Source organism: Enterobacter sp. HMSC16D10 (genome assembly GCF_001807145.1).
GTDB lineage: Bacteria > Pseudomonadota > Gammaproteobacteria > Enterobacterales > Enterobacteriaceae > Enterobacter > Enterobacter roggenkampii.
On sequence record NZ_KV787865.1, the window covers coordinates 255,369 to 272,809 of the forward strand.

The window sequence follows — 17,441 nt, forward strand, 5'->3', positions numbered from 1 at the left end:
TTAAGTAACGCGGAATCTGAAGATGGCTGAACCACGTTTCGTACACCTGCGGGTGCATAGCGACTACTCCATGATCGATGGGCTGGCGAAGACCGGGCCGCTGGTAAAAAAGGCGGCCTCGCTTGGCATGCCTGCGCTGGCGATCACCGATTTTACCAACCTGTGTGGCCTGGTGAAGTTCTACGGAACGGCGCACGGCGCGGGGATGAAGCCTATTGTCGGGGCAGATTTTCATGTGCAGAGCGATCTCATCGGGGATGAACTGACGCAAATCTCCGTGCTGGCGATGAACAACACGGGTTACCAAAACCTCACACTTTTGATCTCCAAAGCCTATCAGCGCGGTTACGGCGCGCTGGGACCGTGGATCGACCGCGACTGGCTGGCTGAACTGAACGAAGGGCTGCTCCTGATCTCAGGCGGCCGGATGGGGGACGTCGGCAAATCCCTGCTGCGCGGTAACAGCGCGCTGGTGGAGCAATGCGTCTCGTTCTATGAAGAATATTTCCCGAATCGTTATTACCTGGAGTTGATCCGTACCGGCCGTCAGGATGAAGAGAGCTATCTTCATGCCGCCGTGGCGCTCGCAGAGGAGCGCGGGTTGCCCGTAGTGGCCACCAACGACGTGCGGTTCCTTGAGGCGGGCGATTTTGACGCTCACGAAATTCGCGTGGCGATCCACGATGGCTTTACCCTCGACGATCCGAAGCGGCCGCGCAATTACTCCGCACAACAGTACATGCGCAGCGAGGAGGAGATGTGTGAGCTCTTCTCCGATATCCCCGAAGCGCTGGAAAACAGCGTAGAGATCGCCAAGCGCTGCAACGTCACCGTCCGCCTTGGCGAATACTTCCTGCCGCAGTTCCCGACGGGTGACATGACCACGGAAGATTTCCTGGTCATGAAATCGAAAGAAGGTCTGGAAGAGCGTCTGGAATTCCTGTTCCCGGATGAAGAAGAGCGTAAAAAGCGTCGTCCGGAGTATGACGAACGCCTGGACATTGAACTCCAGGTGATCAACCAGATGGGCTTCCCGGGCTACTTCCTTATCGTTATGGAGTTCATCCAGTGGTCGAAGGATAACGGCGTGCCGGTTGGACCGGGGCGTGGCTCCGGCGCTGGTTCGCTGGTGGCGTATGCGCTGAAAATTACCGACCTCGATCCGCTGGAATTCGACCTGCTGTTCGAACGTTTCCTCAACCCGGAACGTGTCTCGATGCCCGACTTCGACGTCGACTTCTGCATGGAGAAACGTGACCAGGTGATCGAGCACGTGGCCGATATGTACGGCCGTGATGCGGTATCGCAGATCATTACCTTCGGTACGATGGCGGCGAAAGCGGTTATCCGCGACGTGGGCCGCGTGCTGGGCCACCCGTACGGGTTTGTCGATCGCATCTCTAAACTGGTGCCGCCCGATCCGGGCATGACGCTGGCAAAAGCCTTTGAGGCTGAACCGCAGCTGCCGGAAATCTATGAAGCGGACGAAGAGGTCAAAGCGCTGATCGACATGGCGCGCAAGCTGGAAGGCGTCACGCGTAACGCCGGTAAGCATGCGGGGGGCGTGGTTATCGCCCCGACCAAAATCACCGACTTCGCGCCGCTGTATTGCGATGAAGCGGGCCAGCATCCGGTCACCCAGTTCGACAAGAACGACGTAGAATACGCCGGGCTGGTGAAGTTTGACTTCCTTGGCCTGCGTACGCTGACCATCATCAACTGGGCGCTGGAGATGATCAACGCCCGCCGCGAGAAGAACGGCGAGCCGCCGTTGGATATCGCGGCCATCCCGCTGGACGACAAGAAAAGTTTCGACATGCTGCAGCGCTCGGAGACCACTGCTGTCTTCCAGCTTGAATCCCGCGGCATGAAAGATCTGATTAAGCGTCTGCAGCCCGACTGCTTCGAAGATATGATCGCGCTGGTGGCCCTGTTCCGTCCGGGCCCGCTGCAGTCAGGGATGGTAGATAACTTTATCGACCGTAAGCACGGGCGCGAAGAGATTTCCTACCCGGACGTTCAGTGGCAGCACGAAAGCCTGAAGCCGGTACTGGAGCCAACCTATGGCATCATCCTGTATCAGGAACAGGTGATGCAGATCGCCCAGGTGCTTTCCGGCTATACGCTCGGCGGCGCGGACATGCTGCGTCGTGCGATGGGTAAGAAAAAGCCGGAAGAGATGGCCAAGCAGCGCTCCATCTTTGAAGACGGGGCGAAGAAAAACGGCGTTGACGGCGAGCTGGCGATGAAAATCTTCGACCTGGTGGAGAAATTCGCCGGGTACGGATTTAACAAATCTCACTCAGCCGCCTATGCTTTGGTGTCGTATCAAACGCTGTGGCTGAAGGCACACTATCCTGCGGAGTTTATGGCGGCGGTAATGACCGCCGATATGGACAACACCGAGAAGGTGGTGGGCCTGGTGGATGAGTGCTGGCGCATGGGGCTGAAGATCCTGCCGCCGGATATTAACTCAGGTCTCTACCATTTCCACGTCAACGACGACGGGGAGATCGTTTACGGGATCGGCGCGATCAAGGGCGTGGGCGAGGGGCCGATCGAGGCGATCATCGAAGCGCGCAACAACGGCGGGTATTTCCGCGAGCTGTTCGATCTTTGCGCCCGTACCGATACCAAAAAGCTGAATCGCCGCGTGCTGGAAAAACTGATCATGTCCGGCGCGTTCGACAGGCTTGGGCCGCACCGCGCCGCGCTGATGAACTCGCTGGGCGACGCCCTGAAAGCGGCGGATCAGCACGCGAAAGCGGAAGCCATTGGCCAGGCGGATATGTTCGGGGTGCTGGCGGAAGAGCCGGAGCAGATTGAACAGTCGTATTCCAACTGCCAGCCGTGGCCAGAACAGGTGGTGCTGGACGGCGAGCGTGAAACGTTAGGTTTGTACCTGACGGGTCACCCGATCAACCAGTACATTAAAGAAATTGAGCGCTATGTCGGCGGCCACAGGCTAAAAGACATGCATCCGACAGAACGTGGTAAAATCACCACGGCTGCGGGGCTCGTGATTGCTGCAAGGGTTATGGTCACCAAGCGCGGCAATCGTATCGGCATCTGTACGTTGGATGACCGTTCCGGGCGTCTGGAGGTGATGTTGTTCACCGACGCGCTGGATAAATACCAGCAATTGCTGGAAAAAGACCGCATACTTATCGTCAGCGGACAGGTCAGCTTTGATGACTTCAGCGGGGGGCTTAAAATGACCGCCCGCGAAGTGATGGACATTGACGAAGCCCGGGAAAAATATGCTCGCGGGCTTGCTATCTCGCTGACGGACAGGCAAATTGATGACCAGCTTTTAAACCGACTCCGTCAGTCTCTGGAACCCCACCGCTCGGGGACAATTCCAGTACATCTCTACTATCAGAGGGCGGATGCACGTGCGCGGTTGCGCTTTGGTGCAACGTGGCGTGTCTCTCCGAGCGATCGTTTACTGAACGATCTCCGTGGCCTCATTGGTTCGGAGCAGGTGGAACTGGAGTTTGACTAATACAGGAATACTATGAGTCTGAATTTCCTTGATTTCGAACAGCCGATTGCTGAGCTGGAAGCGAAAATCGATTCTCTGACAGCGGTAAGCCGTCAGGATGAAAAACTGGATATTAACATCGACGAAGAAGTGCATCGTCTGCGCGAGAAAAGCGTGGAGCTGACGCGCAAAATCTTTGCCGATCTCGGCGCATGGCAGGTGGCCCAGCTGGCACGCCATCCACAGCGTCCGTACACCCTGGATTATGTCCGCCTGGCGTTTGACGAATTTGACGAACTGGCAGGCGATCGCGCATACGCTGACGATAAAGCTATCGTTGGTGGTATCGCGCGTCTGGACGGACGCCCGGTGATGATCATTGGTCATCAGAAAGGCCGTGAAACCAAAGAGAAAATCCGTCGTAACTTTGGTATGCCAGCACCAGAAGGCTACCGTAAAGCCCTGCGTCTGATGGAGATGGCTGAGCGTTTCAACATGCCAATCATCACCTTCATCGACACCCCGGGTGCCTACCCTGGCGTGGGTGCGGAAGAGCGCGGTCAGTCTGAAGCTATCGCGCGCAACCTGCGCGAGATGTCTCGTCTGAAGGTGCCGGTCATCTGTACCGTTATCGGTGAGGGTGGTTCCGGTGGCGCGCTGGCGATTGGCGTGGGTGATAAAGTGAATATGCTGCAGTACAGCACCTATTCCGTAATCTCCCCGGAAGGCTGCGCGTCTATTCTGTGGAAGAGTGCCGACAAAGCGCCTCTGGCTGCCGAAGCGATGGGCATCATTGCGCCACGCCTGAAAGAGCTTAAGCTGATCGATTCCATCATCCCGGAACCACTGGGTGGGGCACATCGTAAGCCGGAAGTGATGGCGGCGTCCCTGAAAGCGCAGCTGCTGGCCGATCTGGCAGACCTGGACGTGCTGAGCAAAGAAGATCTGCTCAACCGCCGTTACCAGCGTCTGATGACTTACGGCTACGCGTAAGCTTCACAATTATCTGAAAAGCCGCACAATGTTGCGGCTTTTTTTATACCTGCGGTTTAGCCGGACTATGCTTAGCTAATGTTTTTTAAGGAGGAAGCCCATGAATATCATTGCCGTTATGGGGCCACACGGCGTCTTTTATAAAGATGAGCCGATTAAGGAGCTGGAGCAAGCCCTGCAGTCGCGCGGGTATCAGCTAATCTGGCCGCACAACAGCGCCGATCTGCTGAAGTTCATCGAGCATAACCCGCGTATCTGCGGCGTGATCTTCGACTGGGATGAATATGACCTCGAACTGTGCAGCGACATCAACAAGCTGAACGAATATCTCCCGCTGTACGCGTTTATTAATACCCACTCAACCATGGACGTCAGCGCCAATGATATGCGTATGGCACTGTGGTTCTTTGAATATTCCCTCGGCGTGGCGGAAGACATTGCGACCCGAATTCAGCAATACACGAATGAATATCTCGATAACATTACGCCGCCCTTTACCCGGGCGCTCTTCACCTACGTGAAAGAGGGGAAATATACCTTCTGTACGCCTGGGCATATGGCGGGAACGGCCTACCAAAAAAGCCCGGTGGGCTGCCTGTTCTATGATTTCTTTGGTGGCAACACGCTGAAAGCGGACGTGTCCATTTCAGTCACCGAATTAGGCTCGCTGCTGGATCATACCGGACCGCATCTGGAAGCCGAAGAGTATATCGCCCGCACCTTTGGGGCCGAGCAGAGCTATATGGTGACCAACGGCACCTCGACCTCGAACAAAATCGTCGGAATGTATGCCGCGCCTGCGGGGAGCACCCTGCTGATTGACCGTAACTGCCATAAATCGCTGGCGCACCTGCTGATGATGAGCGACGTTGTACCGCTCTGGCTGTCGCCCACGCGTAACGCGCTCGGCATTCTGGGCGGCATTCCACGCCGGGAGTTCACGCATGAAGCCATTGAAAGCAAGGTCGCGACGATCCCTGGCGCAGGCTGGCCTGTCCATGCGGTGATCACCAACTCGACCTATGACGGTCTGCTGTACAACACGAACTGGATCAAAAAGACTTTGGACGTGCCGTCGATCCACTTCGATTCCGCGTGGGTACCGTACACCAATTTCCACCCGATTTACGCGGGTAAAAGCGGCATGAGCGGTGAACGCGTGCCGGGCAAAGTGTTCTTTGAAACGCAGTCGACGCACAAAATGCTGGCCGCGTTTTCCCAGGCTTCGCTGATTCATATCAAAGGCGAGTACGACGAAGAGACCTTTAACGAAGCCTTTATGATGCATACCACCACCTCACCAAGCTATCCGCTGGTGGCGTCTATCGAAACGGCTGCGGCGATGCTGCGCGGCAATCCCGGTAAACGTCTTATCAATCGCTCTGTGGAGCGCGCGCTGCATTTCCGTAAAGAGGTTCAGCGGCTGAAAGAGGAAGCTGACGGCTGGTTCTTTGATATCTGGCAGCCGGAAGAGATTGATGAAGCAGAATGCTGGCCGGTTTCGCCCGGCGAAGACTGGCATGGCTTCCGGGATGCCGATAGTGACCATATGTTCCTCGACCCGGTTAAGGTGACGATCCTGACGCCGGGTATGGATGAGCAGGGCAAGATGAGCGAGGAAGGGATCCCGGCTGCGCTGGTGGCGAAGTTCCTTGATGAACGCGGCGTGGTGGTGGAGAAAACAGGCCCCTATAATTTGCTGTTTCTGTTCAGCATCGGGATCGATAAAACCCGGGCGATGGGGCTGCTGCGCGGTCTGATGGAATTTAAGCGCGCCTACGATCTCAACCTGCGGGTGAAGAACATGCTGCCGGATCTCTACGCGGAAGATCCTGACTTCTACCGCAATATGCGTATTCAGGATCTGGCCCAGGGGATCCACAGGCTGATCCGTCAGCACGATCTGCCGCGTCTGATGCTACAGGCGTTCGATGTGTTGCCGGAGATGAAGTTTACCCCGCACAAGGCGTGGCAGCGCCAGGTGAGGGGGGAGGTCGAAACCGTCGAGCTGGAAAATCTGGTTGGGCGCGTATCGGCAAACATGATCCTGCCGTATCCGCCGGGCGTACCGCTCCTCATGCCGGGAGAGATGATTACCGAAGAGAGTCGGGCCGTGCTCGATTTCCTGCTGATGCTCTGTTCGGTAGGGCGTCACTATCCCGGTTTTGAGACGGATATCCACGGTGCGAAGCGCGACGAAAACGGCGTGTACTGGGTGCGAGTCCTAAAATAAGAGTGACCGCTTGCCAGGTGCGGGTTTTCGGTTGTAACGTTCAGGCATCATAAAAAGGAGAAGCTATGCTGGGTTTAAAAGCTGTTCATCATATTGCGATCATTGCGACCGATTACGCGAAGAGTAAGGCCTTCTACTGCGACATTCTCGGCTTTACGCTGTTGAGCGAGGCCTACCGCGAGGAGCGCGACTCCTGGAAGGGCGACCTGGCGTTAAACGGGCAGTATGTGATTGAACTGTTCTCTTTTCCTTTTCCGCCTGCGCGTCCGTCCCGTCCGGAAGCCTGCGGCCTGCGCCATCTTGCCTTCAGCGTCGATGACCTGGATAGCGCAGTAAAACATCTGGAAGCGCACGGCGTGACGTGTGAAGCAATCCGCGTCGATCCGTTTACCGACAAGCGCTTTACCTTTTTCAACGACCCGGACGGCCTGCCGCTGGAGCTTTATCAGCAGTAATCTTCGTCCTGTGTGATAATGCCCGCTCAGTTCGGGCATTTTTTATATGTAATTCCCTATGACCTTACCCGCTATCGCACACGCCGTTTCACCGTACCGCCAGCTGCTGGTGGGGTTTAGCGGTGGCCTGGATTCCACCGTTCTGCTCCATCGTCTTAAACGCTGGCGCGATCGGGAGCCTGACGTCCAGCTGCGGGCGATACATATTCATCACGGATTAAGTCCTCGCGCAGAGGAGTGGGTGGCGCACTGCGAAGCTATGTGTGCGGCGTGGGCGATCCCGCTTCTCGTCGAGCGCGTCACGCTTGCGGAGGAAGGGCTGGGCATTGAGGCGCAGGCGCGTAAAGCCCGCTATGCCGCCTTTGCCGGGGCATTGCGTACAGGAGAAGCACTGGTCACGGCCCAGCACCTGGACGATCAGTGTGAAACCTTTCTGCTGGCGCTTAAGCGGGGCAGCGGACCGGCAGGGCTTTCAGCCATGCCTGAGCGTTCTGAGTTTGCCGGTACAACGTTACTGCGTCCGCTGCTTGGCGAGACGCGCGCCTCGCTTGAGGCCTGGGCGCGAGAACATCAGCTCAGCTGGATTGAAGATGAGAGCAACCAGGATGACGGCTATGACCGTAACTTTCTGCGTCTGCGCGTCCTCCCGCTATTGAGCGAGCGCTGGCCGCATTTCGCCGACGCGACGGCAAGAAGCGCTATGCTGTGCGCCGAACAGGAATCGCTGCTGGACGAGCTGTTGAGTGACGAGCTGGCTGAACTGATTTCTGAAGACGGAGCGCTGGCGATTGCACCGCTGGAAGCGATGAGCCCGGTGCGCCGCGCCGCGCTGCTACGGCGCTGGCTGGCCTCTCATCACGCCGCGATGCCGTCGCGGGCGATGCTAAACCGTATCTGGGACGAGGTTGCCCTGGCGCGGGAGGATGCTTCCCCGTGCGTCCATCTGAATGGTTTTGACGTAAGGCGCTACAAAGGGGAACTCTGGTGGGTAAAATCAACGCCCTCACTGACCAATGTGGTGCTCGACTGGCTTTCACCTGCGCTTCCGCTGATATTGCCCGCTGACGCTGGACGTGTTTCTCTTATACCGTCTGGTCATGTGAGGCTGCCAGAGGCAGGAGAACCGGTAACGGTACGCTTTAGGGCTGGCGGCATGCTGCATATTGTCGGGCGCAACGGGGGACGCAAGCTGAAGAAAATCTGGCAGGAGTGCAACGTGCCGCCGTGGCTGCGCGACACCACGCCGCTGCTGTTCTATGGTGAAACATTGATTGCTGCGGCAGGGGTTTTCATCACGGAAGCGGGATGGGCGGAAGAGGGTGTCAGGTTTGAGTGGCAGAAAGCGTAACGGGCAGCCAGGCTGCCCGTTAATGTCATCAGGATTCGCTCACCACGACGGTGCCGATTTGCGGGTGGCTGAAGCTGGCTATTTTATCCAGGCGCAGCTCACGCGTCGCACCGGCATCTTCCACTATCAGGTATTCCACATTCTTACGTGAAACCAGATCGCTGGCCTTCGCCTTCAACACTTCGCCATCTTTTAGCTCCAGCGTCAGTAATAAATGATGCTGGCAGGCGAGTTCGAGGTTGTCATAGTCATCACAATTGATGGGTTGATAAGTATCATTCATTGACATAATCGCTCACCAGTAAATTCGCCGCAGCATACGCTGCTTTTTCCCTGACCGACTCTGAAAGGCTCTCATCAGAGGCCACTTCATTAAGCACTTTCAATACACAGCCCAACGCGTCCGGGACATACCCCAGATCTCCGCTGGCGATTTCCGCATACCGTTTGCGAATTAACTCACAATAATTATTCACATCCCCTCCCGCCAGCGCACTGACTTACTGTGAGATATCATTAAGCCTACGAAGATAAACTCGGTTTAGCAAGGTGACTATACCATACTCATTTAAGCAATATCAGCGCCTTGATAGCGGTGTATTTATCACCCTACAACAGCCTTTTGCCGCGGTTTTCGCTACAATGAGCGCCTGATTCGAATGGAGTTCTCTCATGGCGCTGAAAGCGACAATTTATAAAGCAGTGGTCAATGTGGCCGATCTCGATCGCAACCAGTTCCTGGACGCCTCGCTGACGCTGGCTCGCCACCCCTCCGAAACCCAGGAGCGCATGATGCTGCGCCTGCTGGCGTGGATTAAGTACGCTGACGAGCGTCTGCAGTTTACCCGTGGGTTAAGCGCAGAAGACGAGCCAGAAGCCTGGCTGCGCAACGATCATCTGGGTATTGATTTGTGGATCGAACTTGGACTGCCGGACGAACGAAGAATTAAGAAGGCCTGCACTCAGTCCGCTGAAGTGGCCTTATTCGCGTATAATCAGCGCGCTGCGGAGATTTGGTGGCAGCAAAACAAAAGCAAGTGCGGACAGTTTAAAAATCTCACGGTCTGGTATCTGGATGATGAGCAACTGGCGCAGCTGAGCGACTTTGCCAGCCGGACCATGGTGTTGCAGGCGACGATTCAGGACGGTGCCATCTGGCTCTCTGATTCTCAGAATAATCTGGAAATTCATTTGACGGCGTGGCAACCGGCCTCATGATCGTCTTGTCCCGAAACGTCAGCATTCCGGACAACGAGCTGGAGATCACCGCCATCCGTGCTCAGGGGGCAGGTGGGCAGCACGTCAACAAGGCCTCAACGGCAATCCATTTGCGTTTTGACATTCGGGCCTCAAGCCTGCCAGAGTATTATAAAGAAAGTCTGCTTGCTGCCAGCCATCACCTGATCACCAGCGATGGCGTGATGGTGATCAAAGCCCAGGAATACCGCAGCCAGGAGCTCAACCGGGAAGCTGCGATAGCCAGGCTGGTGGCGGTCATCAAAGAATTAACGGCAGTACAAAAAAGCCGCCGGGCAACGCGGCCAACCCGCGCATCGAAAGAGCGTCGGCTGGCCTCGAAGGCCCAAAAATCCACAGTGAAAGCACTACGCGGTAAAGTTCGTCGCCCCACAGAGTGACGAAAGGGAACACACTTTTCATAAGGAATTCATTGTGAAAAAAGCATTATGGTCAGCGCTGGCAGTGAGTACGCTGTTTGCGCTTTTCGGGTGTAACAACCGTTCAGAAACGCAGGTTTTACAACCTACGCAGACGGAAGAATTAAAACCGATGCAGCAGAGCTGGCGTGGCGTATTGCCTTGCGCGGACTGTGAAGGCATTGAAACGTCCCTGTTCCTGCAAAAAGACGGCACCTGGGTGATGAACCAGCGCTATCAGGGCGCAAAAGAGCCTTCTTCTTTTGCAACTTATGGAACATGGGCGCGAACGGCGGAGAAGCTGGTTCTGACGGATACCGCTGGCGAGAAAACTTATTTCCGCGCCAAAGGCGAGGGGATGGAGATGCTGGATCGTGAAGGCAATCCAATTGAATCCCAGTTTAACTACACGCTGGCGCCGGTAAAAGCGGCTCTGCCCGCGACGCCGATGGCGATGCGGGGGATGTACTTCTACATGGCGGATGCGGCGATCTTTACCGACTGCGCAACCGGTAAGAAGGTCAGCGTGGCAAACAATGCGCAGCTTGAACGTGATTACGCGGTGGCGCGCGGCAATGACAGCAAGCCGGTATTGCTGACGGTTGACGGTCACTTTACACTGGAGCCAAACCCGGATAGTGGAGAGATGGTGAAAACGCTGGTGGCGGATAAAGACGCGAAGTTTGTTGCGGGTAAAGACTGTAACAGTAAATAAGCTGACGCTGAGCCATTAAAAAACCCCGCCTGAGCGGGGTTTTTTGTTTAGCCTTTGATGGCTTTCACCAGGTAATCAAGAATGTCGCCGGTCTTGATCATCTGTTTTTCGCCGCTGCGACGGTATTTGTATTCAATCTCGTCGCTGTCGAGGTTACGGTCGCCGATCACGACGGTGTGTGGGATACCGATCAGTTCCATATCGGCAAACATCACGCCCGGACGCTCTTTACGGTCATCCATCAGCACTTCGATACCCTGCGCACGCAGCTCGGCATACACCTTCTCGGCCAGCTCCTGCACGCGGTAAGACTTGTGCATGTTCATTGGCAGAATCGCAACCTGGAACGGCGCGATGTTGTCTGGCCAGACGATGCCGCGCTCGTCATAGTTCTGCTCAATGGCAGCAGCTACCACGCGCGTCACCCCGATACCGTAGCAACCCATGGTCAGGATCTGGTTACGGCCATCTTCACCCTGAACAGCGGCGTTCAGCGCGCGAGAGTATTTATCACCCAGCTGGAAGATGTGACCGACTTCAATGCCGCGCTTGATCATCAGGGTACCCTGACCGTCCGGGCTTGGATCGCCTGCGACCACGTTACGGATGTCTGCTACTTCCGGCGTCGCCACGTCGCGATCCCAGTTGATGCCGAAGTAGTGTTTACCGTCGATGTTAGCACCGGCGGAGAAGTCGCTCATCGCGGCTACCGTGCGGTCAATAACAACAGGAACCGGCATATTCACCGGACCGAGAGAACCTGGGCCAGCATTGACCACGGCGCGGATTTCCGCTTCCGTGGCGAACGTCAGCGGGCTGGCGACCTGCGGCAGCTTCTCAGCTTTCACTTCGTTCAGCTCGTGATCGCCACGCACCAGAAGGGCAACCAGCGGGTAAGCGCTCCCTTCGGTGGCTTTCACCAGCAGCGTCTTCACGGTTTTTTCGATCGGCAGGTTGAACTGCTCAACCAGCTCGGCAATGGTTTTCGCGTTTGGCGTATCAACCAGCGTCATCTCTTGCGTTGCCGCAGCACGTGGTTCTTTTGGTGCCAGCGCTTCTGCGAATTCGATGTTCGCCGCGTAATCGGAAGAGTCAGAGAAGATCACATCGTCTTCACCACTCTGCGCCAGTACCTGGAATTCATGAGATGCGCTACCGCCGATGGAGCCGGTATCGGCCTGCACAGCACGGAAATCCAGCCCCATGCGGGAGAAGATTTTGCTGTACGCCGCGTACATTGCGTCGTAGGTCTCTTGCAGGGATTCCTGAGAGGTATGGAAAGAGTAGGCGTCTTTCATCAGGAATTCGCGAGAGCGCATGACGCCGAAACGCGGGCGAACTTCGTCACGGAACTTGGTCTGGATCTGGAAGAAGTTCAGCGGCAGCTGTTTGTAAGAGCTCAGCTCATTACGAATCAGGTCGGTGATGACTTCTTCATGCGTTGGGCCGAGAACGAACGGACGCTCGCCACGATCGACGAAGCGCAGCAGTTCAGGACCATACTGTTCCCAACGACCGCTCTCCTGCCACAGGTCAGCGGGCTGAACCACAGGCATGGACACCTCGATAGCACCGGCGTTGTTCATCTCTTCACGCACGATGTTTTCGACTTTTTTCAGGACGCGCACGCCGGTCGGCAGCCAGGTGTATAACCCGGAGGCCAGCTTGCGGATCATCCCGGCGCGCAGCATCAGCTGATGGCTGATCACTTCGGCGTCGGCAGGCGTCTCCTTCAGAGTGGAGAGCAGATATTGGCTAGTACGCATGTTGTTACGGTTCCATTTCGACGATTGGAACAGGCTGAAACACCAGCCTGACACAAAAAAAGTGGTTTAGTTTACCAGTGTGGCAAAGATGCCAAAAGAGAGGAGAACAAAATTACCTGGGTTCAAGGGCAAACACTTCAAAACCTGCCCCGGTGACGCGCCAGCGAACGTTAAAATCCAGCAGCCAGACGGCGTACGTTTTACCTGCTTCCTCTTCTTTACGGTAGGCCGGACGCGGGTCCTGTGCCAGAACTTCGGTGATGAAATCCCGTAAGCGAGGATAGCGTTTCTCCAGTTGGCCGAACTGAGCGGTTATCTCAGGCGTAAAATATACAGGCATGTCCGCCTGTGGGGCGTCCTGAGCATAGCTTGCACGCGCGTCCGGAAGGGCTTCGGCGAAGGGCAAATAGGGTTTGATGTCGATCACCGGCGTGCCGTCTACTAGGTCCAGGCTACCTAACTCCAGTATCACCCGATCTTTCTGGCAGCGTATGCCTTTCAGTTCAACTAGCGACATGCCAACCGGGTTTGGACGGAAGGTCGAGCGCGTCGCAAACACCCCCATTCTCGCATTGCCGCCAAGACGAGGAGGACGCACGGTAGGACGCCAGCCGCCTTCCATCGTCTGGTGAAACACGAACACCACCCACAGGTGGCTGAACGCCTCAAGCCCGCGTACCGCATCGGCCTGATTGTAAGGCGCAATCAGGTGAAGCTCACCGCGTCCGCTGGTGACAAGACCGGGCTGGCGGGGGACGGCGAACTTCTCTTTGTAAGGAGAGTGGATAACGCCTATCTGCTCGAACTGAAATGCACTCATTTCGCCGTGATGTTCAGCGCAGAACCGATGCACACCGCCTGACGGTAGCAGCCCGGCGTGCCGCTGGTGACTTCACAGCTGTGCAGCAGGACCGCGTTGGCTTTCATTTTTGCGGCATTAATCTGCATGCGTTTACGCGCTGTCGGGATATTCGGTGGTGAGTCCTGATTGGTCGCCTGACAGGATTCGCCGCTCACTTCGCCCAGTTCACGGAACGGTTTACCGACGAGTTCATCCGCTTTCGTGATAATGCGAACCGGCGCAGGGCGTGCCACTTTCGGTTTCGCAGGCTCGGTCTTTGGCGGGGTTGCCGTGCTTTGAACAGGTTCAACGGGAGATCTGCTTAGCATAGAACAGCCGCTCAGCATGAGTGCTAAAAGACAGATCGGTAAAGCACGCATAATATTTCCTCAATGGATAATCAAAACGTCAGATATTGAATCAGTTGACTGCACAAATGACAAGACGGGCATAAGCCCGTCCTGATGATATTACACTGAGGTGAGATTACCAGCCTTTAACAGCGCCGCCGTTAAACACTTTGTTGGCTTCCTGGTAAACTTCGTCAGACTGATAGGCCTGTACGAATTTCTTCACGTTTTCCGCGTCTTTGTTGTCTTCGCGAGTCACGATCAGGTTTACGTATGGAGAGTCTTTATCTTCAACGAAGATACCGTCTTTAGCTGGGGTCAGGCCAATCTGGCTGGCGTACGTGGTGTTGATAACGGCCAGGGCAATCTGCGCATCGTCCAGAGAACGTGGCAGCTGCGGTGCTTCCAGCTCAACAATTTTCAGATTTTTCGGGTTCTCGGTGACATCCAGAACGGTTGGCAGCAGGCCAACACCGTCTTTCAGTTTGATCAGGCCCACTTTCTGCAGCAGCAGCAGGGAACGACCAAGGTTAGTTGGGTCGTTAGGGACGGCAACCTGAGAGCCCGGCTGCAGCTCGTCCAGGGATTTAATTTTCTTAGAGTAACCGGCAATTGGATAAACGAAGGTATTACCCACGCCCACCAGTTTATAGCCGCGATCTTTGATCTGCTGGTCCAGGTATGGTTTATGCTGGAAGGCGTTCGCGTCGATATCACCTTTGCTCAGCGCTTCGTTCGGCAGAACATAATCGTTGAAGGTCACCAGTTCCACGTCCAGGCCATATTTCTCTTTCGCTACTTTTTGAGCAACTTCTGCAACCTGCTGTTCTGCACCTACGATAACGCCCACTTTAATGTGGTTCGGATCTTTTTCATCCTGACCGCAACCCACCAGTACCAGAGAGCCGATCAGCGCGCCTACTGCTGCGAAGGTCTTTAATTTAAACGCCATGTTTTATCCTTAACTCGTAGAGTTTATGTTGTGTGTAACGTTATTTGTGCGTAACAGCCCGGACGATGCGATCGCCAGAGAACTGGATTAAGTAAACCAGAACAACCAGCAATACCAGAACGGTATTCATCACGGTCGCGTTATATCCAATATAGCCGTACTGGTAACCAATCTGACCTAAACCGCCCGCGCCTACGGCACCGCCCATCGCGGAATAACCGACCAGGGTGATAAGCGTAATGGTTGCCGCATTCACCAGCCCTGGCAGTGCCTCAGGCAGCAGAACCTTGCGGACGATCTGCATCGGCGTGGCGCCCATCGCGCGGGACGCTTCGATCAAACCGGTTGGGATCTCCAGCAGGGCGTTTTCCACCATACGGGCGATAAACGGCGCAGCGCCAACGGTCAGCGGAACGATCGCCGCCTGCAGACCGATAGACGTTCCGACGATCACGCGGGTAAACGGAATCATCCACACCAGTAAGATAATGAACGGGATAGAACGGAAGATGTTCACCAGCGCAGAGAGCGTACGGTACAGCTTCGCGTTCTCAATGATTTGACCCGGACGCGTCACGTACAGCAACACGCCGACCGGCAGGCCAATCACAAAACCAAAGAAACCAGAGACAAAGGTCATTGCCAGCGTTTCCCAAACGCCGCGAACCAGCAGCCACATCATCGGCTCAGACATAACCCAGTACCTCTACTTTTACGTGATGTTCTTGCAGCCAGGCAATGGCTGCCTGGGTTTCTTCTTGTGTGCCGTGCATTTCTGTCAGCATGATGCCGAACTTCACGCCACCGGCGTAATCCATCTGCGCGCTGATGATGTTGTTATTCACGTTAAAGCGACGTGCGGTTTCGGAAAGCAGGGGAGCATCAACGGACTGGCCGGTGAACTCCATGCGCAGCATCGGGACGCTGTCTGCTGTTGCTTCTGTTTTCAGACGTTCCAGATAATCTTCCGGAATATCCAGATGCAGCGTGGACTGGATGAACTGCTGCGCCAGCGGGGTTTTCGGATGCGAGAACACTTCGCTTACCGTGTCCTGCTCGATCAGTTCACCGTTACTGATGACCGCCACGCAGTCGCAGATGCGTTTCACCACGTCCATCTCGTGCGTAATAAGGAGGATCGTCAGGCCCAGGCGACGGTTAATGTCTTTCAGCAGTTCCAGAATCGAACGCGTGGTTGCCGGATCCAGTGCGCTGGTGGCTTCATCACACAGCAGCACCTTAGGATTGCTCGCCAGCGCGCGGGCAATGGCCACACGCTGTTTTTGCCCACCGGACAGATTTGCCGGGTAGCTATCCTGTTTGTCGCCCAGACCTACGAGGTCGAGCAGCTCGGTGACGCGACGCTTCACTTCTTCTTTCGGCGTGTTATCCAGCTCCAGCGGTAAGGCAACGTTACCGAACACGGTGCGGGAAGCCAGCAGGTTAAAGTGCTGGAAGATCATGCCAATCTGACGACGCGCTTTGGTGAGTTCTTTCTCTGAAAGGGCGGTAAGTTCCTGGCCGCCAACTTCTACGCTGCCCTGGGTTGGGCGCTCAAGCAGGTTAACACAACGGATCAGCGTACTTTTACCTGCACCCGATGCGCCAATGACGCCATAAATTTGACCAGCAGGAACATGCAGGCTGACGTTGTTCAGCGCCTGAATGGTTCGGTTCCCCTGCTGGAACACTTTGGTGATATTGGAAAGTTTAATCATTAGATTATTTTTATCGTATGTAAGTTAGCCGTGGCATTTTCTTCTGCCAGATACGGGTGATGACCGTAAACAAAACGGATGTTAAGGCATCCAGACGTCTAAATCAATCCAACTCTGTACGATGAGCACTTTATTGCGCTGCGATTCATGAGATACTAGCTGAACATGCCTTTTTCAGGAGCAAACCGGTGGCAAAATCAGTACCCGCAATTTTTCTCGATCGTGACGGCACTATTAATGTGGATCACGGTTATGTCCATGAGATTGATGAGTTCGAGTTTATCGAGGGCGTAATAGATGCCATGCGCCAGTTGAAAGAGATGGGCTATGCGCTGGTGGTGGTGACGAACCAGTCTGGTATTGCACGTGGTAAATTCACCGAAGCGCAGTTCGAGACGCTGACCGAATGGATGGACTGGTCACTTGCCGACCGCGGTGTGGATCTGGATGGCATCTACTATTGTCCGCATCATCCGCAGGGAACCGTAGAAGCGTATCGTCAGACCTGTGATTGCCGTAAGCCGCATCCGGGGATGTTTATCTCTGCGCAGGAGTTCCTGCACATTGATATGGCGGCTTCTTATATGGTGGGCGATAAACTGGAAGATATGCAGGCAGCCGCAGCCGCGGGTGTAGGGACTAAAATATTAGTGCGTACCGGCAAGCCAGTGACGCCAGAAGCTGAGAATGCGGCGGATTGGGTGATTAATAGTCTGGCCGATCTGCCAAAAGAGATTAAAAAGCACCAAAAATAGCCTTTTTGGTGAAAAGGTGAGCGGTTGAAATAAAAATGCATTTTTCCGCTTGTCATTCCTCGGCGGCTCCCTATAATGCGCCTCCATCGACACGGCGGATGTGAATCACTTCACACAACAAGCGGTTCGGTTGAAGAGAAATAATCCTGAAATAACGGGTTGACTCTGAAAGAGGA

General features: G+C 55.3%; 17 protein-coding genes. 9 read left to right on the forward strand and 8 right to left on the reverse strand.

Going from position 1 to position 17,441, the window contains the following annotated elements; all coding sequences use genetic code 11:
* Positions 1-22: 22 nt before the first annotated feature.
* The 5 genes from dnaE to tilS all read left to right on the forward strand — a co-directional run bounded on the left by dnaE (position 23) and on the right by tilS (position 8,513).
* Positions 23-3,505 (forward strand): DNA polymerase III subunit alpha, encoded by a 3,483-nt coding sequence (gene dnaE, locus HMPREF3143_RS10295; protein WP_045335712.1) that lies wholly within the window; start codon positions 23-25, stop codon positions 3,503-3,505.
* A gap of 12 nt (positions 3,506-3,517) precedes the next feature.
* The gene (gene accA / locus HMPREF3143_RS10300; protein ID WP_008501895.1) at positions 3,518-4,477 is read left to right on the forward strand and encodes an acetyl-CoA carboxylase carboxyl transferase subunit alpha; all 960 of its coding nucleotides are present in this window, start codon (positions 3,518-3,520) and stop codon (positions 4,475-4,477) included.
* 100 nt (positions 4,478-4,577) lie between these two features.
* Entirely contained in the window at positions 4,578-6,710 is a 2,133-nt protein-coding gene (locus tag HMPREF3143_RS10305) for a lysine decarboxylase LdcC (protein WP_070532966.1), read from the forward strand.
* 65 nt (positions 6,711-6,775) lie between these two features.
* Positions 6,776-7,165 (forward strand): VOC family protein, encoded by a 390-nt coding sequence (locus HMPREF3143_RS10310; RefSeq protein WP_008501893.1) that lies wholly within the window; start codon positions 6,776-6,778, stop codon positions 7,163-7,165.
* 58 nt (positions 7,166-7,223) lie between these two features.
* Complete coding sequence (gene tilS / locus HMPREF3143_RS10315; protein WP_070532968.1) at positions 7,224-8,513, forward strand: tRNA lysidine(34) synthetase TilS; 1,290 nt, start codon at positions 7,224-7,226, stop codon at positions 8,511-8,513.
* 28 nt (positions 8,514-8,541) lie between these two features.
* On the opposite strand, the gene rof is transcribed toward tilS, so the two are convergent.
* Positions 8,542-8,802, reverse strand: a complete 261-nt coding sequence (gene rof, locus HMPREF3143_RS10320; RefSeq protein WP_008501890.1) for a Rho-binding antiterminator — start codon at positions 8,800-8,802, stop codon at positions 8,542-8,544.
* Entirely contained in the window at positions 8,789-8,989 is a 201-nt protein-coding gene (locus HMPREF3143_RS10325) for a YaeP family protein (RefSeq protein ID WP_070532970.1), read from the reverse strand. The genes rof and HMPREF3143_RS10325 overlap by 14 nt, the downstream gene beginning before the upstream one ends.
* A gap of 196 nt (positions 8,990-9,185) precedes the next feature.
* Here HMPREF3143_RS10325 and HMPREF3143_RS10330 point away from each other — a divergent pair, with 196 nt between their 5' ends.
* Genes HMPREF3143_RS10330 through nlpE form a run of 3 tightly spaced genes read left to right on the forward strand, consistent with a single transcriptional unit; the run spans position 9,186 to position 10,883 of the window.
* Positions 9,186-9,731 carry a YaeQ family protein gene (locus HMPREF3143_RS10330; RefSeq protein ID WP_021240481.1) on the forward strand — a complete coding sequence of 182 codons (546 nt, stop codon included), beginning with the start codon at positions 9,186-9,188 and terminating at the stop codon, positions 9,729-9,731.
* Positions 9,728-10,150 carry an alternative ribosome rescue aminoacyl-tRNA hydrolase ArfB gene (arfB, locus tag HMPREF3143_RS10335; protein WP_008501887.1) on the forward strand — a complete coding sequence of 141 codons (423 nt, stop codon included), beginning with the start codon at positions 9,728-9,730 and terminating at the stop codon, positions 10,148-10,150. Before HMPREF3143_RS10330 ends, arfB begins: the two co-directional genes overlap by 4 nt.
* 34 nt (positions 10,151-10,184) lie before the next feature.
* Entirely contained in the window at positions 10,185-10,883 is a 699-nt protein-coding gene (gene nlpE, locus HMPREF3143_RS10340) for an envelope stress response activation lipoprotein NlpE (RefSeq protein ID WP_021240479.1), read from the forward strand.
* Positions 10,884-10,930: 47 nt separating this feature from the next.
* Here nlpE and proS read toward each other — a convergent pair whose 3' ends face one another.
* From proS to metN, 6 genes are all read right to left on the reverse strand, one after another.
* Positions 10,931-12,649 carry a proline--tRNA ligase gene (gene proS, locus HMPREF3143_RS10345; RefSeq protein ID WP_070532972.1) on the reverse strand — a complete coding sequence of 573 codons (1,719 nt, stop codon included), beginning with the start codon at positions 12,647-12,649 and terminating at the stop codon, positions 10,931-10,933.
* A gap of 112 nt (positions 12,650-12,761) precedes the next feature.
* Positions 12,762-13,469, reverse strand: a complete 708-nt coding sequence (gene tsaA, locus HMPREF3143_RS10350) for a tRNA (N6-threonylcarbamoyladenosine(37)-N6)-methyltransferase TrmO (RefSeq protein ID WP_032675982.1) — start codon at positions 13,467-13,469, stop codon at positions 12,762-12,764.
* Positions 13,466-13,870 carry an Rcs stress response system protein RcsF gene (rcsF, locus tag HMPREF3143_RS10355; RefSeq protein WP_059360717.1) on the reverse strand — a complete coding sequence of 135 codons (405 nt, stop codon included), beginning with the start codon at positions 13,868-13,870 and terminating at the stop codon, positions 13,466-13,468. The genes tsaA and rcsF overlap by 4 nt, the downstream gene beginning before the upstream one ends.
* Before the next feature lie 106 nt (positions 13,871-13,976).
* Positions 13,977-14,792, reverse strand: coding sequence for a methionine ABC transporter substrate-binding lipoprotein MetQ (gene metQ, locus HMPREF3143_RS10360; protein WP_070532974.1), 816 nt, complete (start codon positions 14,790-14,792; stop codon positions 13,977-13,979).
* A 40-nt stretch (positions 14,793-14,832) separates the two neighbouring features.
* Positions 14,833-15,486 (reverse strand): methionine ABC transporter permease MetI, encoded by a 654-nt coding sequence (locus HMPREF3143_RS10365; protein WP_003856130.1) that lies wholly within the window; start codon positions 15,484-15,486, stop codon positions 14,833-14,835.
* The gene (metN, locus tag HMPREF3143_RS10370) at positions 15,479-16,510 is read right to left on the reverse strand and encodes a methionine ABC transporter ATP-binding protein MetN (protein WP_008501880.1); all 1,032 of its coding nucleotides are present in this window, start codon (positions 16,508-16,510) and stop codon (positions 15,479-15,481) included. Before metN ends, HMPREF3143_RS10365 begins: the two co-directional genes overlap by 8 nt.
* Positions 16,511-16,698: 188 nt before the next feature.
* On the opposite strand from metN, the gene gmhB reads away from it, so the two are divergent.
* Positions 16,699-17,265: a D-glycero-beta-D-manno-heptose 1,7-bisphosphate 7-phosphatase gene (gmhB, locus tag HMPREF3143_RS10375; RefSeq protein WP_008501879.1), complete on the forward strand. Its 567-nt coding sequence runs from the start codon at positions 16,699-16,701 to the stop codon at positions 17,263-17,265.
* Positions 17,266-17,441: the final 176 nt, after the last annotated feature.

Coding starts and splice junctions, on each gene's coding strand:
- dnaE (WP_045335712.1), top strand. CDS start 23: ATGGCTGAACCACGTTTCGTACACCTGCGGGTGCATAGCGACTACTCC.
- accA (WP_008501895.1), top strand. CDS start 3,518: ATGAGTCTGAATTTCCTTGATTTCGAACAGCCGATTGCTGAGCTGGAA.
- HMPREF3143_RS10305 (WP_070532966.1), top strand. CDS start 4,578: ATGAATATCATTGCCGTTATGGGGCCACACGGCGTCTTTTATAAAGAT.
- HMPREF3143_RS10310 (WP_008501893.1), top strand. CDS start 6,776: ATGCTGGGTTTAAAAGCTGTTCATCATATTGCGATCATTGCGACCGAT.
- tilS (WP_070532968.1), top strand. CDS start 7,224: ATGACCTTACCCGCTATCGCACACGCCGTTTCACCGTACCGCCAGCTG.
- rof (WP_008501890.1), bottom strand. CDS start 8,802: ATGTCAATGAATGATACTTATCAACCCATCAATTGTGATGACTATGAC.
- HMPREF3143_RS10330 (WP_021240481.1), top strand. CDS start 9,186: ATGGCGCTGAAAGCGACAATTTATAAAGCAGTGGTCAATGTGGCCGAT.
- arfB (WP_008501887.1), top strand. CDS start 9,728: ATGATCGTCTTGTCCCGAAACGTCAGCATTCCGGACAACGAGCTGGAG.
- proS (WP_070532972.1), bottom strand. CDS start 12,649: ATGCGTACTAGCCAATATCTGCTCTCCACTCTGAAGGAGACGCCTGCC.
- tsaA (WP_032675982.1), bottom strand. CDS start 13,469: ATGAGTGCATTTCAGTTCGAGCAGATAGGCGTTATCCACTCTCCTTAC.
- rcsF (WP_059360717.1), bottom strand. CDS start 13,870: ATGCGTGCTTTACCGATCTGTCTTTTAGCACTCATGCTGAGCGGCTGT.
- metQ (WP_070532974.1), bottom strand. CDS start 14,792: ATGGCGTTTAAATTAAAGACCTTCGCAGCAGTAGGCGCGCTGATCGGC.
- HMPREF3143_RS10365 (WP_003856130.1), bottom strand. CDS start 15,486: ATGTCTGAGCCGATGATGTGGCTGCTGGTTCGCGGCGTTTGGGAAACG.
- metN (WP_008501880.1), bottom strand. CDS start 16,510: ATGATTAAACTTTCCAATATCACCAAAGTGTTCCAGCAGGGGAACCGA.